Annotated in this window: 15 protein-coding genes; 10 read left to right on the forward strand and 5 right to left on the reverse strand. The window is 61.2% G+C overall.

Annotated features, from left to right (window positions below; genetic code table 11):
- The first annotated feature begins 350 nt into the window (after positions 1-350).
- The 7 genes from ACIPZE_RS07210 (at position 351) to ACIPZE_RS07240 (ending at position 7,816) form a co-directional block, all read left to right on the forward strand.
- The gene (locus ACIPZE_RS07210) at positions 351-704 is read left to right on the forward strand and encodes a hypothetical protein (protein WP_400772156.1); all 354 of its coding nucleotides are present in this window, start codon (positions 351-353) and stop codon (positions 702-704) included.
- A 269-nt stretch (positions 705-973) separates the two neighbouring features.
- Positions 974-1,933 carry a MoxR family ATPase gene (locus ACIPZE_RS07215; RefSeq protein ID WP_003218556.1) on the forward strand — a complete coding sequence of 320 codons (960 nt, stop codon included), beginning with the start codon at positions 974-976 and terminating at the stop codon, positions 1,931-1,933.
- 5 nt (positions 1,934-1,938) lie between these two features.
- A complete protein-coding gene (locus ACIPZE_RS07220) occupies positions 1,939-2,883 on the forward strand; it encodes a DUF58 domain-containing protein (RefSeq protein WP_400772158.1) in 945 nt (314 codons plus the stop codon).
- Positions 2,880-3,377 (forward strand): DUF4381 domain-containing protein, encoded by a 498-nt coding sequence (locus ACIPZE_RS07225; protein ID WP_129392979.1) that lies wholly within the window; start codon positions 2,880-2,882, stop codon positions 3,375-3,377. The genes ACIPZE_RS07220 and ACIPZE_RS07225 overlap by 4 nt, the downstream gene beginning before the upstream one ends.
- Positions 3,370-4,449, forward strand: a complete 1,080-nt coding sequence (locus ACIPZE_RS07230) for a VWA domain-containing protein (RefSeq protein WP_129392976.1) — start codon at positions 3,370-3,372, stop codon at positions 4,447-4,449. Before ACIPZE_RS07225 ends, ACIPZE_RS07230 begins: the two co-directional genes overlap by 8 nt.
- Positions 4,446-6,182: a tetratricopeptide repeat protein gene (locus ACIPZE_RS07235; protein ID WP_400772160.1), complete on the forward strand. Its 1,737-nt coding sequence runs from the start codon at positions 4,446-4,448 to the stop codon at positions 6,180-6,182. The genes ACIPZE_RS07230 and ACIPZE_RS07235 overlap by 4 nt, the downstream gene beginning before the upstream one ends.
- Positions 6,179-7,816 (forward strand): BatD family protein, encoded by a 1,638-nt coding sequence (locus ACIPZE_RS07240; protein ID WP_400772162.1) that lies wholly within the window; start codon positions 6,179-6,181, stop codon positions 7,814-7,816. Before ACIPZE_RS07235 ends, ACIPZE_RS07240 begins: the two co-directional genes overlap by 4 nt.
- 104 nt (positions 7,817-7,920) lie before the next feature.
- Here the strand turns inward: ACIPZE_RS07240 and ACIPZE_RS07245 are convergent, their stop codons facing one another.
- From ACIPZE_RS07245 to ACIPZE_RS07255, 3 genes are read right to left on the reverse strand one after another with little or no spacing between them, the layout of a single operon-like run.
- On the reverse strand, positions 7,921-8,154 hold the full coding sequence (locus ACIPZE_RS07245) for a hypothetical protein (RefSeq protein WP_283436743.1): 234 nt from the start codon (positions 8,152-8,154) through the stop codon (positions 7,921-7,923).
- A gap of 9 nt (positions 8,155-8,163) precedes the next feature.
- Positions 8,164-8,562, reverse strand: coding sequence for a hypothetical protein (locus tag ACIPZE_RS07250; RefSeq protein WP_283436744.1), 399 nt, complete (start codon positions 8,560-8,562; stop codon positions 8,164-8,166).
- A gap of 41 nt (positions 8,563-8,603) precedes the next feature.
- Positions 8,604-8,972: a hypothetical protein gene (locus tag ACIPZE_RS07255; RefSeq protein ID WP_283436745.1), complete on the reverse strand. Its 369-nt coding sequence runs from the start codon at positions 8,970-8,972 to the stop codon at positions 8,604-8,606.
- 222 nt (positions 8,973-9,194) lie between these two features.
- On the opposite strand from ACIPZE_RS07255, the gene ACIPZE_RS07260 reads away from it, so the two are divergent.
- From ACIPZE_RS07260 to ACIPZE_RS07270, 3 genes are read left to right on the forward strand one after another with little or no spacing between them, the layout of a single operon-like run.
- Positions 9,195-10,439 carry an exonuclease SbcCD subunit D C-terminal domain-containing protein gene (locus ACIPZE_RS07260; RefSeq protein ID WP_400772165.1) on the forward strand — a complete coding sequence of 415 codons (1,245 nt, stop codon included), beginning with the start codon at positions 9,195-9,197 and terminating at the stop codon, positions 10,437-10,439.
- Positions 10,436-14,077 (forward strand): AAA family ATPase, encoded by a 3,642-nt coding sequence (locus ACIPZE_RS07265; RefSeq protein ID WP_400772166.1) that lies wholly within the window; start codon positions 10,436-10,438, stop codon positions 14,075-14,077. The genes ACIPZE_RS07260 and ACIPZE_RS07265 overlap by 4 nt, the downstream gene beginning before the upstream one ends.
- Positions 14,074-14,658: a glutathione S-transferase gene (locus ACIPZE_RS07270; RefSeq protein ID WP_400772167.1), complete on the forward strand. Its 585-nt coding sequence runs from the start codon at positions 14,074-14,076 to the stop codon at positions 14,656-14,658. The genes ACIPZE_RS07265 and ACIPZE_RS07270 overlap by 4 nt, the downstream gene beginning before the upstream one ends.
- Positions 14,659-14,823: 165 nt before the next feature.
- Here the strand turns inward: ACIPZE_RS07270 and ACIPZE_RS07275 are convergent, their stop codons facing one another.
- Positions 14,824-15,081, reverse strand: coding sequence for a hypothetical protein (locus ACIPZE_RS07275; protein ID WP_400772168.1), 258 nt, complete (start codon positions 15,079-15,081; stop codon positions 14,824-14,826).
- Positions 15,078-15,290: a hypothetical protein gene (locus tag ACIPZE_RS07280; RefSeq protein ID WP_129392955.1), complete on the reverse strand. Its 213-nt coding sequence runs from the start codon at positions 15,288-15,290 to the stop codon at positions 15,078-15,080. The genes ACIPZE_RS07275 and ACIPZE_RS07280 overlap by 4 nt, the downstream gene beginning before the upstream one ends.
- Positions 15,291-15,364 lie beyond the last annotated feature (74 nt).

Genomic DNA, 15,364 nt, shown 5'->3' on the forward strand with positions numbered 1-15,364 from the left:
CATTGAATGGGCATCTGCAAAAACGACTGCCAACGGTGCCGACAATGCCTTTACGGGTGCTCATCCGTTGCGCAGCTTAATGGGTGCGACAATGTGTCTGCTTGCGGTGCTGCGACATATTCGGTCATTGGCACGTAAACGAGGGCTTTGGCACCGGTAAACACTAGCACTCGTGGCGCAAAACGCTGGTCTGAATGCCCGTTTTTACGGTACATGCGTGCCAGAAATGACCATTGACCCACGTCGCGTTCACGACACATCCTCTGACACTCTCACATGCAGAAATTCCCGAGGACTGGCAGAATCGCGCCCAATTGCGACCAACACGCCCCTTGAGGCAGGAATTCCCCATGCAAATGACCACCGCGCTACTCATCGTCAACCCGTGCGATGACGAAGAAGACAACATGGCCATGCTCTGCTGCCACAGCGACAAGGGCGACATGTTCCTGATGAGCCGCTACCCGGATGAGGATGAGCTGGAGATCACCCTGGATGGCGAGCCGTCGACGCTGGACGGTGTGAAGGTCACGCTGACGTCGACGCTGCTGAAAATCGAGATCGCGGCAGGGGATGCCGATGCGCTGAATGGCGATGATGTGCTGGAGATCAGCTTTAACCCGGACATGGTGGACATGGATGAGGTGGTCGAGACCTTGAAGAACATCCTTGACGGGACTGGCACGTTCATTAACGAAGTTTGATGGTGTCTGGGCCGACGCCATCGCGAGCAGGCTCACTCCTACAGGTCGGTGTACGGCGATCCATTGTAGGAGTGAGCCTGCTCGCGATAGGGCCAGCACAGGCAACCAATCACTCCCCGGCTACAAAAATCCAACAATTGCCCCGGTCATTTCCCGCACTTTGCGCAAAATGCCGTTAGTCGCCACCCCCCGCGATGGATTAAAGTAACGCCCCCAGCCCCGGCGTTATCCGAACGCCGGTGGCCACCCCTTTCCAGGAACAGTCACCGATGGAACATCGTGAAGCGCTGCTGGCGCTGCGAACCTTTCTTTCAACGCAGATTCTCGGCCAGGAAAAACTCATCGAGCGTTTGCTCATCGCCCTGCTCGCCGACGGCCACATGCTGGTCGAGGGCGCGCCGGGTCTGGCCAAGACCAAAGCGATCAAAGAACTCGCCGAGGGCATCGAAGCCCAGTTCCATCGCATCCAGTTCACCCCTGACCTGCTGCCCGCCGACATCACTGGCACCGAGATCTATCGCCCGGAAACCGGCAGCTTTGTGTTCCAGCAAGGGCCGATCTTCCACAACCTGGTGCTGGCGGACGAAATCAACCGTGCCCCGGCCAAGGTGCAATCGGCGCTGCTCGAAGCCATGGCCGAGCGTCAGGTCAGTGTCGGTCGCAGCACCTATGAACTGTCGCCGCTGTTTCTGGTGATGGCCACGCAGAACCCGATCGAACAGGAAGGCACCTACCCGCTGCCGGAAGCCCAGCTTGACCGTTTCCTCATGCACGTGAAAATCGGTTTCCCGGACGCCGCCGTCGAACGGCGCATCCTCCAGCAAGCCCGTGGCGAAGCGTTGAACGGTGAAACCAAGCCTGAACGCCGCGTCAGCCAGCAAGCGATCTTCGCCGCGCGCAAGGAAATCCTCGGTCTGTACATGGCCGACGCCGTGGAGGAATACCTCGTGCAACTGGTCATGGCCACGCGCACACCGGCCAAGTTCGACCCGGAAATGGCCGAGTGGATCGCCTATGGCGCCAGCCCGCGTGGCTCGATCGCCCTAGACCGCTGCGCCCGCGCCCACGCCTGGCTGGCCGGTCGCGACTTCGTCAGCCCGGAAGACATTCAAGCGGTGCTGTTCGATGTGTTGCGTCACCGCATCATTCTGTCGTTTGAGGCCGAGGCCGCCGGCATCGATCAGGATCGGGTGGTGCAGCGGATTCTCGACGTCGTAGCCGTCGCTTGACCCCCATGAGCGCCCCCTTGCCGTCCGAACCGGGCATCCGCGTCAGCCTCGCCGAGCTGATCGAGATGCGTCACCGGGTGCGCGAAGTGCAGCTGTTTTCCACGCCGAGCCAGCGCAGCCCGCTGATCGGCCTGCATCACTCGAAATTCCGTGGTCGTGGTGTCGACTTCGATCAGGTGCGGGTCTATCAGGCCGGCGATGACGTGCGCACCATCGACTGGCGTGTAACGGCGCGTACGCAAGAGCCACATACCAAGATGTTCCATGAAGAACGTGAACGACCGATTTTCATCATGGTCGAGCAAAGCACACGGCTGTTCTTCGGCTCCGGCCTGATGTTCAAATCGGTGCTGGCGGCGCAAGCGGCGGCGTTGATCGGCTGGGCTGCACTCGGCCATAACGATCGGGTTGGCGGGCTGGTGTTCGGCGACAACGAGCACTACGAAATCAAGCCACGGCGCAGCAAACAAAGCCTGCTGCAGTTGCTCAACCGCTTGGTCAAGGTCAATCAGTCGCTGCACAGCGAGCGCGAGCCGGATCGCGATGCCTTTGGCGTGGCCCTGCGCCGCGCGCGTGAGGTACTGCGTCCGGGCAGTCTGGCCATTGTGATTTGCGATGAGCGCGCGTTGTCCGACAGCGCCGAGCAACAGTTGAGTCTGCTGTCGCGCCATTGCGACCTGTTGATGCTGCCGATTTCCGATCCACTCGATCACGCCCTCCCCGCTGCCGGCCTGCTCAGGTTCGCCGAACGCGGCGCACAGTTGGAACTCGACACGCTGAATTTCGACCTGCGCCAGACCTATCGCGCCCAGGCCGAAGCACGCATCGCGCGCTGGGAATTGCTCGCGCAAAAGCTGCGGGTGCTGTTGATGCCGTTGAGCACGCAAAGTGAAATGGTCGAGCAGATGCGCGAATTCCTCAATCCGCAGCGCCCGGGGAAAGGTCGATGAACGGCCTCGAACAACTGCAACCGCTGATCTCGCCGCCACCGATTGCCTTTTGGCCGCCGGCGCCGGGCTGGTGGTTGCTGCTGTTGTTATTGCCGCTGCTCGGTTTAGCGGCGTGGAAGCTGCGCCGTTTCATTCCCATGAAAAAGCGCCCAATCGTGCGCGCCGAACAACCGCTCGACCCGGTGCGCATCGCCGCCCTCGCCGAACTCGCGCAAATGCCCAAACCCTACGACGGCGCGCCGGCCGGTGCCTGGTTGCAGCAACTCAACGGCCTGCTCAAACGCCTGTGCCGCAACCATTATCCCTACAGCCAGAGCCACACCCTCAACGGTCGCAAATGGCTGGCGTTCCTCGACAACCGTTGCCCGGCGGCGGGCCTGACGCGCTGGATGGTGCTGGTCGAAGGCGCGTACAAACCGGAATGCAAACTCGACGACAAAGCCATCGCCGGCCTGACCCAAGCGGTCGACACGTGGATTCGCAAACATGTTTGAATTCGCCTGGCCGTGGATCTTTGCGCTGTTGCCGCTGCCGTGGTTGATGCGCCTTGTGTTACCGGTGGCCGACAGCGGCGAGCCGGCGCTGAAAGTCAGTTTCTTGTCCGACCTCGAAGGCCTCGCCCGGCGTCGCGCCCGCGCCAACTTGCCGGCGTGGCGCCAACAGGCACCGTTCATGCTCTTGTGGTTGCTGCTGTTGACCGCCGCCGCCCGTCCGCAGTGGCTCGGCGAACCGTTGCCGATTGCCGCCAGCGGCCGTGATCTGCTGGTGGCGGTGGACGTGTCCGGCTCCATGGATTTCCCCGACATGCAGTGGCAGGACGAAGACGTCAGCCGTCTCTCGCTGGTTCAGCACCTGCTCGGCGACTTCCTCGAAAGCCGCGACGGCGACCGCGTCGGCTTGATCCTGTTCGGCAGCAAAGCCTACCTGCAAGCGCCATTGACCTTCGACCGCCACACCGTGCGCGTCTGGCTCGACGAAGCGCGGATCGGCATCGCCGGCAAGAACACCGCCATCGGCGACGCTATCGGTCTGGCGCTGAAACGCCTGCGCATGCGTCCGGCGCAAAGCCGCGTGCTGATTCTGGTCACTGACGGCGCCAACAATGGCGGCGAAATCGATCCGCTGACGGCAGCAAAACTCGCTGCGAGCGAAGGTGTAAAAATCTATCCGATCGGGATTGGCGCCAATCCCGAGGACAGCGGTTCCACCGGCCTGCTCGGGGTCAACCCGAGCCTGGATCTCGACGAGCCCGCACTGAAGGCAATCGCCGCAGCGACCGGCGGCCAGTATTTCCGTGCCCACGATGGCAAGGAACTGCAAGCGATCAAGGACACCCTCGATCAACTCGAACCGGTGACTCAACAACCGACTCAGGCGCGCCCGGCGCAAGCGTTGTATCACTGGCCGCTGGCATTGGCGCTGTGGTTGAGCCTGTTGCTGGTGGCGCGCGAATTGTGGCCGGACAATTTCTTGCAACGCCTGTTCACCAAGGAGCTGTATCTGCAAAGCCCGTTACCTGACTGGCGCGAGCGTCTCAAGCGCCTGCGTCTGCGGAGGCGTCGATGATCGCCCTCTGGCCGCACTGGTTCCGCCCCTGGTGGCTGTTGCTGTTGCCGCTGCTCGGCTGGTTGCTCTGGCAGCTCTGGCACCGGCAAAAACGCGCCGGACGCTGGCAGATGATTCTGCCGCCGGCGTTCCACGCCACTTTGCTCAGCGGTGGTAACGGGCGCGACAGCAAATTGCCGTGGATCGCCCTCGGCGTGGCGTGGTTGCTGACCATTCTGGCGCTGCTCGGGCCGAGTTGGGAGCGTGTCGAACAGACCAGCCAGAAACCTGCCGATCCGTTGGTGGTTGTACTGGAACTGACCCCGGAAATGCTCGCCACCGATGCGCCGCCGACCCGCCTCGAGCAAGCGCGGCGCAAGCTGTTCGACCTGTTGCAGGCGCGCAGCGATGCGCAGACCGCCATCGTCGTCTACGCCGGCAGCGCGCACACGCTGGTGCCGCTGTCGGATGATCTGGCGACCAGTCGCAATCTGCTCGACGCGCTCAAGCCATCGCTGATGCCAGAGAGCGGTCATCGCGCCGATCTGGCGGTGAGCAAGGCGCTGGCCTTGTTGAAACAGGGCGCACTCGGTCAGGGGCGGATTCTGTTGATCGGCTCGTCCTTGAGCGAAGAGGAACGCCAAGGCATTCGTCGTGCCTTGAGCGGTGAATCTGCGCAACTGTTGATGCTCGGCGTCGGCACTGCCGAAGGGGCACCGATTGCTCAAGAGGACGGCAGTTTCCTGAAAGACGACCAAGGTGCGATTCGCGTGCCGCAACTCGACAGCCCGGGCCTTGGCGCGTTCCTCAACAGTGTTGGCGGTGAATACCACGCTGCACGGCTGGACGAAGCTGATCTCGGCGCGCTCGGCCTGCTCAATGGCCCGCGCAGTTTGCGCAACGATGGCCAGACCGTGCGCCTCGATACCTGGGCCGATCAGGGTTATTGGCTGCTGTTGCCGCTGTTGTTGCTGGCCGCGTGTGCCGGGCGGCGTGGCTGGTTGTTCTGCCTGCCGCTGCTGTTGTGTCTGCCGCAGCCGAGCTACGCGTTCGACTTCGAAGATTTGTGGCTGCGCCCGGATCAACAGGGCCTGCATTTGCTCAAGCAGAAGCGCCCCGCCGAGGCCGCCGCCCATTTTGACGATCACCAATGGCAAGGGGTGGCGTTGTACGAGGCCGGCGATTACAGTGGCGCCGCCCAGCGCTTTGCCGAAGGCAGCGATGCCCGCGCGCACTACAATCGTGGCAACGCTTTGGCAAAAAGCGCTGAGCTGGAAGCCGCCATCGATGCCTACGAGCAGGCGCTGGAACTGCAACCGGATCTGCGCCCGGCACAGACCAACAAGGCACTGGTGGAGAACCTGCTGAAGCAGAAAAACACCCCGCCGCCCGTTGAGCCGGAAAACAAGCCAACCGAACAGAGTCTGCCGGGCGACGAAACTCCGCCAGTGACCGCACCACCGCCAGCGGTGAAAAGTGAAACCCAGGGCGATGCGCAACCGGCCGAACCGGGCAGCGAACCGCCGCCGGCCACGCCACCGCAACCCGGTCCCAACGAAGTACCGGGCAGCGATGAGGAAGAGCAGACGGACACCGTGCCGACCCTGCGCCCAAGCGAGGACAACCTCGAAGGCGAGCAGCGTCAGGCACTGGAGCAATGGCTGGGGAAGATCCCGGATGATCCGGGCGAACTGCTGCGACGCAAATTCTGGTACGAACAGCAACAACATCAGGATCAGGAAAACACTCGATGACCCGCTTCACCGCTCTCTTGCTGCCCCTGCTGATCTGCACGGCCACCGCCCAGGCGGCCGAGTTGATCGCCAGCGTGGATCGCAGTCGCCTGAACTCCGGCGAGACGGTCGAACTCACCCTCGAAACCAGCGACGTTACCCAGTTCGGCAAACCTGACCTGACCCCGCTGGAACCGTTGTTCGAGGTGCGCGGCACGCGTCAGGTCAACCAGTTGAACACGCTCAATGGCGACAACCGCGCAACCACGCGCTGGATCATCACGCTGCTGCCGAAAGAGAACGGCAGCGTGGTGATTCCGCCATTGCAGATGGGCGATGTGCAGAGCCAGCCGATCACCGTGCAAGTGGTCGAAAGCGACACCCGCGAAGACAAGAACAGCCTCGACCCGGTGTTCATCGAGGCCAGCCTCGATCAGTCCAGCGTGTATGTGCAGGCGCAAGCGATCCTGACCCTGCGCATCTACCATTCGGTGTCGCTGTACGACGACAGCAGCCTGACCCCGTTGCAAATCGCCGATGCGCGCGTCGAACAACTGGGCGACACCCGCACGTACGAAAAAGACATCAACGGTGTGCGCCACGGCGTGATCGAGATGCGCTATGCCATCTATCCGCAACACAGCGGCTTGCTGACCATCGCCCCGCAAACCTTCAGCGCCACGCTGGTCGACACCCAGCCGTCCGCAGACGCCACCGCGCAAGGGCCGAAGCCGGGCAAATTGATGCGCGTCAGCTCCGCCGACATCCCGTTGACGGTCAAGCCGAAACCGCTGACCTACCCGCTCGACGCCCCGTGGTTACCGGCGCGCAGCCTGAGCCTCAGCGAAAGCTGGAACCCGGAACCCGAACACACCCAAGTCGGCGACTCGCTGACGCGCAGCCTGATCCTGAAAGTCGAAGGCCTCGCCAGTTCGCAACTACCGGCGCTGCCCGCCACCGACGTCAACGGTTTGCGCCGCTATCCTGACCAACCGGTGCTCACCAACCAGAGCACTGACCGGGGACTTGTCGGCAGCCGCGAAGAACGTGAAGCACTGGTGCCGAGTCGCAGCGGTTCGATCGAGCTGCCAACGGTCGACGTGGTCTGGTGGAACACTTTCGAAGATCACCTTGAACACAGCAGCTTGCCCGCGCGCACCCTGCAAGTGGCGAACAATCCGAGCCTGCAAGTCGACACCCCGGCGGGCAGCTTGCAACCGAGCGCCGTCGATAACGATGTGTTGTGGTGGTGGAAACTGAGCACGCTGATCCTCGCCTGCACCACCCTGCTCGGCTTCGGCCTGTGGTGGCGTGCGCGCTGGCAACCGGCGATCCTGCGCGCCGCGCAGACCGGGCCAAGCCCGCGCACGCTGCTTGACGACATCAAACGCGCGAGCCAGGCCAACGATCCGCAAGCGACGCGGCAGGCGCTGGATGCATGGGCGCGGCAGCAGCCGGAAACGCTGGCGGATATGGCGGCGCGGTTTGTGCCCTTGTCGGATGCGCTCGACGGCCTCAATGGCGCGCTGTACAGCGAGACCGGGCAGCATTGGCAAGGTGAGGATTTGTGGCGAGCGATCCGCACTATTCCGACCGCTGAGCGCGTCCACGATCCAGTAGGCGACAGTGGGTTGCCACCGCTTTATCCGAAGTAAAAGATCAAAAGATCGCAGCCTCCGGCAGCTCCTACATTTGATCTCTGTAGGAGCTGCCGCAGGCTGCGATCTGTTGACTTTGAGACGTCTGACTCAATCGATCTTCAATCAGTGTTGGAAACAAAAGGGTCAACACCCTCACGGATCAATCGCTCCTGCAACTCAAACAAAAACTTCATAACTGCTTCCTCACCCATGGCTGCGGTCAGCGCTTCCTGTTCCGAAATCTCATCCTCACGCCTGACATCCACATGACTGCCCGCGTCGTACTTGATGAAATAACGCTCATGGCGCCGGCAAATTTCCACATCACGAAACTTGAATAACAATTTATCCATGTCGACTTCTCATTGGAAAGTCGAAAGCAAACTCACTTTCCCCGTCGTTTGCCTCGCACGTTCAGTCGCAGCATTGATCTCATCCGCATACGCCGACACGTCCAGACCCAGACTGATCATCGACCTGATCGATTCCAATGCGACGTAAATCGCCTGGCTTCCCCGACGTGAAGTCACCTTCAGCAATACGACCAGTGCTCTTTCATCCGGGTCTCCCAACGTCTCGCATAACCGCAATACCCAGAAATCGCTTTTGCTGTCTACGACTGTCAATAGCTCCAGCCAATCGGCGTCAGAAAAGCCATCCAGCATTTCGGAGGCGCTGATAATGGCGACATCAGACCAGAAATCGCTTGGGTACTCTTCATCAGCAAACATCTCGATAAATTTATCAAACTTAATAAACATCGTCGCTTGGCTCACCCTGTGAAGAAACCACCTACCGACTTCTAAAGAAGAAAAAGCTTTCGTACAGTTTCCATGTCCGACTGGATAATCTCCAACTCCTCGTCATCGGCATCTGCCTCAACCAGGCTCTCAATGCTGCACTGGCTGTAGGTCTGCGCCAAAATATCCAACATATCGCTCGTGTATGAATCTTCTTTCGACAGCTTCAGACCGCGACGATGCCCCTCCATATAAATGGCCGTCTGAAGAATTGCATTCGGGCCGGGCGCATCTTTGCGCAGCAAGAGTTCCAGCTCATCCTGAACATAGGCAAAAGCTTGTTCCGGACGAAACCCAAGCTCATCCATCGCGTGGAAATAAAGCCCTTTAACCATGCCTCTGGCCTGATTGAACAAGCTTTCAACCCGCATTTCTGTTTTCCTCCGGCTTCAACCAGCGGCGAATCGCCACCAGCCAAAAATGACATCAATATAGTGGCGCGATGGTAGGCAGCGGGTTTCAGGTCGTCAATTGACGAATTCACCCCAATCGCGCACAAGCCCTCCGCCCGCAATAGTCTGTAAACTCTCCCCTCTTTCGCCGCCCTCATTTCACCTGCGGCCATCACCTCTTTAATTGTTGCGGAGTCCGCCTTGCGTCTGTTTCACACCTCCGACTGGCACCTTGGGCAAAACCTCCACGGCCAGGAGCGCGATTTCGAGCACGCCTGTTTTCTCGAATGGCTGCTGGGTCAACTGCAACTGGCGCAGCCGGATGTGCTGCTGATCGCCGGTGACATTTTCGACACGGTCAATCCGCCGGTCAAAGCCCAGGAACGCCTTTACGATTTCATCGTCAGCGCCCATGAACAGCAGCCGTTGCTGACCATCGTGATGATTGCCGGCAACCACGATTCCGGATCGCGGATCGAGTTACCCGCGCCACTGATGCGCCGTTTGCGCACGCATGCGCTGGGTCGGGTGTTGTGGCTGGATGACGGGCAATTGGATGCCGAGCGTCTGTTGCTGCCGCTGCCGGATAAAACCGGCGAAATTGCCGCGTGGTGCCTGGCGCTGCCGTTCCTGCGCCCGGCGGAGGTGACCGGCGCGCACTTGGGTGACAACTATTTGCGCGGCATCGGTCAGGTGCACGAATGGCTGATCGAAGCGGCCAACGCCAAGCGCACACCCGGTCAGGCTTTGATTGCCATCAGCCACGCGCACATGGCCGGCGGCTCGGTATCGGAAGATTCCGAGCGCAGCCTGATCATCGGCAATGCCGAAGCCCTGCCCGCCAGCCTGTTCGGGCCGAGCATCAGCTATGTTGCCCTCGGCCATTTGCACAAGCCGCAGAAGGTCAACGGTGAGGAACGCATTCGCTACAGCGGTTCGCCGATTCCGTTGTCGTTCTCCGAAATCGGCTATCAGCACCAGATTCTCGACGTCACCCTCGATGGCGAAAGCCTGGTCAGTGTTGAATCAAAACTGATTCCGCGCTCGGTCAATCTGCAACGCATCGGCCCGGCACCGCTGGCCGAGATCCTGCTGCAACTGGCAGACCTGCCGAACATCGACCTGCTCGCTGAAACCCAGCGCCAGCCGTGGCTGGAGGTGCGCGTGCGCCTCGACGAGCCGCAACCGGATCTGCGCCACCAAGTGGAAAACGCCCTGCAAGGCAAAGCCGTGCGGCTGGTGCGCATCGCCGCTGAATACGCCGGCAACCGGGGCGCTGACGGCGAGGCGGACGGCACCACGCTGATCGAACTCGACCAACTGACCCCACAGGAGTTGTTCAGCCGCGCCTGGCTCGACAACTACGGCAACGAGGTTGATGAGCAGACGCTGAAGGACTTCGCCGAACTGCTGCAAGACGTGCAACTGGAGGGCGAGCAGCCATGAAGATTCTCGCCATTCGGTTGAAAAACCTCGCCTCGCTGGCCGGCCCGTTCGAGATCGATTTCACCGCTGAACCGTTGGCCAGCGCCGGCTTGTTTGCGATTACCGGCCCGACCGGCGCCGGCAAAAGTACCTTGCTCGACGCTTTGTGCCTGGCGCTGTTCGGTGCCGTACCGCGCCTGAACAACACCGGCCGCGACGCGAAAGTCCCGGATGCCGACGGCGAAATCGCCACGGGCGACCCGCGCACCTTACTGCGGCGCGGCACCGGTGAAGGCTATGCGGAAGTCGATTTTGTCGGTGTCGATGGCCGGCGCTATCGAGCGCGCTGGGAAGCCAATCGCGCTCGCGAGAAGGCCGGCGGCAAGCTGCAAGCCAGCCGCCAGAGCCTGCGCGATATCGATCAGGATCAACTGCTCGCCAGCCAGAAAGGCGAGTACAAAACCCAGCTGGAAGCGGCACTCGGCCTGAACTTCGAACAGTTCACCCGCGCCGTGCTGCTGGCCCAGAGCGAGTTCAGTGCGTTCCTCAAGGCCGACGACAACGACCGCAGCGAACTGCTGGAAAAACTCACCGACACGGCGCTCTACACGCGGCTCGGCCGTCGCGCCTTCGACAAGACCAAAGAGGCCCGCGAAGCGCACAAGCTGTTGCAGGATCAGGCCACTGGCGTCACGCCGCTGAGCGCTGAAGCCCGCGCCGAGCTGGATGAGCGTTTCAACAACGCCCAGCAACAACTGAAACTGCAACAGGCGCAGCTGAAACAGCTTGAGCAGCAGCACACGTGGCTCAAGGATTTGCGCCTGTTGCAGGATGCGCAGCACGCCGCCAGCGAGCAACTGCACAGCGCTCAGCAACAACGCGAAGGCCTGGCTGGCGAACGGCTCAAGCTGACGCGACTCGAGCAACTCGGCCCGCAACGCCATCAGTTCGCGCGCAAAAAGCAGCTCGATGCGCTGCTGACGCCGTTGGCGGCACAGATCGCCGAACACACTCGCCAGCATGCCGAACTGACTGAGCGCCAGACGCAACTGGAGCAGAATCTCGAAGCAGCGAAAGTCGCACTGAGCGAGGCGCAGCAACGCCAGTCTGAGAATGCGCCGCTGTTGCGTCAGTCCTTCGAGGAGCAAAGCACCCTCGCCCGTCTGGCCAAGGATGTCGCCGCTGGCGCTGAAGCCAAAGCCGCAGCACAACAGGCGTGCAGCGACGGTCAGGGCGCGATTCAAGCCTTGCTGGAAAAACAGGCCCAGGTCGCCGAGCGCTTGCAACGCATTGCCGCCGAGCTTGAGCAAAGCGCTCATCTGGCACCGTTAAGCGATGCGTGGAATGCCTATCGCGATCGTCTGCAGCAGTTGATGCTGATCGGCAATCGCCTGAACAAGGGTCAGGCTGAACTGGCCAGTCTCGAGCAGAACGCTGCCCGCAGCGCCGAAGCGTTCACCACCCAGAAGCAGCAGCTTGAAGTGCTGTTCAAAGAGGCCGGCGCCGAACCGGATGCCGTTGCCGAGCAGATCGGCATTCTCGGCACGCTGTTGCAGGACAACCGCAAACAGCTGCGCGCCTTTGAAGATTTGTCGCGCCTGTGGGCCAGCCAGCAGGATCTGCACAAGCGCGGCGCCGAGCTGCAACAACGCCAGCTCAGCGCCCAGCAGGAGCGCGAACGGTTGACCCAGGACGGGGTGAAAAGCAAAGCCGAACTGACCGTCGCCGAGCAAACCCTCAACGTCACCCGCGAACTGCTTGAACGCCAGCGCCTCGCGCGCAGTGCCAGCGTCGAAGAGTTGCGCGGGCAGTTGCAGGATGACCAGCCGTGCCCGGTGTGCGGGAGCAATGAGCATCCGTATCACCAACCGGAAGCGCTGCTGCAAAGCCTCGGCCGCCACGATGAGAGTGAACAGGCCAACGCGCAGCTAGTGGTCGATCAGCTCAAGGAAAAGCTCATCGAACTGCGTGCCGAAGTCGGCGGCGTCATCGCGCAACAGAAAGAATTGTTGCAACAACAGGAGCAACTGGCCGCCCAGCAACAGGCCTTGGCACCGAGCCTCGATGCTCATCCGCTGTCCGCCCAATTGCTCAATCAAGATGCCGACAAACGCGATGCCTGGCTCAGTCGTCAGAACGAACAGCTCAACCAGAGCATCGCGCAGGACGAACAACGCCAGAGCGCCCTGCTCACTCTGCAACAGGATGCCGCGCGGCTGACGCAACAATTGCGTCAGGCGGAAACCGCGCATCAGCAAGCCGCGCAGCACCTGGGCAATCAGCAGCGCGAACTGAGCAGCGACCGCCAGCGCCTCGACGAGGAACTGACGGCGTTCGCCACTCTGCTGCCGGCAGACACCCTTGAAGCCCTGCGCCAGGAGCCTGCGGCGACGTTCCTGCAGCTCGACCGGCAGATCGCCGAACGCTTGGCGCAAGTCGAGCAGCAGAAGGAAGAATTGAGCGAGCAGCAGCAACGTCAGCAGACACTGGAGAAAGACCAGGATCGTCAGCAGACGCGCCTGCAACAAGCGCAAATCGCTGAACAGCAGTACGCTGCGTTAGCCGAGCAACAGCAGCGCTGCCAGGAGAAACTCGCGCAATTGCTTGGCGAGCACAGCTGCGCCGAGCAGTGGCAGCAGCAACTGGAACACGCCGTCGAACAGGCGCGCAACACTGAAACCAGCACGGCGCAGGAGCTGCAAAGCGTGCGCACGCAGCGGGTGCAGACCGGCGCTGAACTGAAGGCGCAGCAGGAGCGTTTGCAGGCGCTGGAAAGCGAAGACCAGGATCTCACCGGCAAGATCGCCGACTGGCGCGCGGGTCATCCCGAGCTGGACGATGGCGGCCTCGAAGACTTGTTGCGGGTCGATGACGCGCAACTCGGCGAACTGCGCCAGCGTCTGCAACTCAACGAAAAAGCGATCGAGCAAGCCTCGGTGTTGTTGCAGGAGCGTGAGCGCTTGTTGGTCGACCATCAAGCCCACAGCAATGGCGATCTCGACGCTGAGCAACTCGCCACCGCGCTGGTTGATCTGCAACAGCAGTTCACTGTCAGCGAGCAGCAATGCGCCGAACTGCGCGCCGAACAAGTCGAAGATCAGCGCCGGCAGAATGCCAATCAGGCACTGGCGCAGCAGATCGCCGACGCCTATGCCGAATACCAGCGCTGGGCGCGGCTGAGTGCCTTGATCGGATCGGCCACCGGCGACACCTTCCGCAAGATCGCCCAGGCCTACAACCTCGACCTGCTGGTGCACCACGCCAATGTGCAACTGCGCCAACTGGTCAAACGCTATCGCCTGAAACGCGGCGGCAGCATGCTCGGCTTGTTGGTGATGGACACGGAAATGGGCGACGAACTGCGCTCGGTGCATTCGTTGTCCGGCGGCGAAACGTTCCTCGTGTCGCTAGCGCTGGCGTTGGGTCTGGCATCGATGGCGTCGAGTACGCTGAAAATCGAATCGCTGTTTATCGATGAAGGCTTTGGCAGTCTCGATCCGGAGTCGCTGCAATTGGCGATGGATGCGCTCGACGGCTTGCAGGCGCAAGGCCGCAAGGTCGCGGTGATTTCCCACGTACAGGAAATGCACGAGCGGATCCCGGTGCAGATTCAGGTCCAGCGTCAGGGCAACGGTTTGAGCACCGTGGAGGTGAAATGAACAAGCTGTATTCCTTCCGCCGCTGCCCCTATGCGATGCGGGCGCGGATGGCTCTGCGTTATTCCGGCGTGCCAGTGGAGATGGTTGAAGTCAGCCTCAAGGCCAAACCACCGGAGATGCTGGCGATCTCGCCGAAAGGCACGGTGCCAGTGCTGGATGCCGGTGGCCGGGTGATTGATGAGAGCCTGGAAATCATGCGCTGGGCGTTGGCGCAGAATGATCCGCAGGGCTGGTTGCTGGATGGCGATGCGCGGATTGCCGAATTGATCGAGGCGAATGATCAGGGGTTCAAGGTGCATCTGAACCGCTACAAATATGCCGAGCGCTATCCGGAACAACCGATGGAGGTTTATCGGGCTGAAGGGGCGGTGTTTTTGCAGCGGCTGGAGGCGTTGCTCAAGGATCGCGATTACTTGCTGGCTGATCATCCGAGCCTGGCCGATATCGCCTTGCTGCCGTTCGTTCGGCAGTTTGCCCATGTTGATCGTGAGTGGTTTGCGCAGACGCCTTATGTACGGTTGCAGGTTTGGTTGCAGCGCTTCCTCGAATCCGAGCTCTTCACCTCGATCATGAAAAAGTAACTACAGCGCCTCAACCCCTGTGGCGAGGGGATTTATCCCCGTTCGGCTGCGAAGCAGTCGTGAAACCATTCTATGCGGTGTGACAGGCAAATTTGAGTTGCAGGATTTGGGGCTGCTTCGCAGCCCAACGGGGATAAATCCCCTCGCCACAATGGATTGCGGTGTCTAGGCGAGTGCATTGCACATCCCAAGCGCCATGCAATCAACTTCGAAGGGACCGAGGAAATTGGTCGAAACCTTCACCGGTGGATTCCCCGCCATCAACCCCAGCGTATTCGCCCGTTCGATGTTGTGCGCGATGGTGTGATTGGCCTCTATGGCCCGCGCCAGCCCTCCCACCGAGCCTTGGCCTATCCCCAGCAATGAAGCGCCGTTGGTCATGACCGCCAGACTGGCAATGACCCAAAGTCTGTAACCTTTCATGCGCCGCCGACTCCTGCGAGTTCAGCCCGGTCGACCGTCACGCTTTGCGAGCGGACTTCGAACTGGATGCCAGGGTGGGCGACGTCAATCGGTGCGCTGAAGCGATGTTCCATTTGCGAGGCGACGCTGACAACGAGCACCACGGCCAGGTAAAGACCGATGGCCAGGTAGGCGCCGCGTTTGGCTGAAGTGATGATTGCGCTGGCCATGGTGTTCTCCCGTGGGCATGTTTCGATGGCCACAGAATCGATCAAAACAGCGGTGGCAACCACTCAGGGTTTTC

It is taken from the genome of Pseudomonas sp. NPDC089741, assembly GCF_044748825.1.
GTDB classification, from domain to species: domain Bacteria; phylum Pseudomonadota; class Gammaproteobacteria; order Pseudomonadales; family Pseudomonadaceae; genus Aquipseudomonas; species Aquipseudomonas helmanticensis.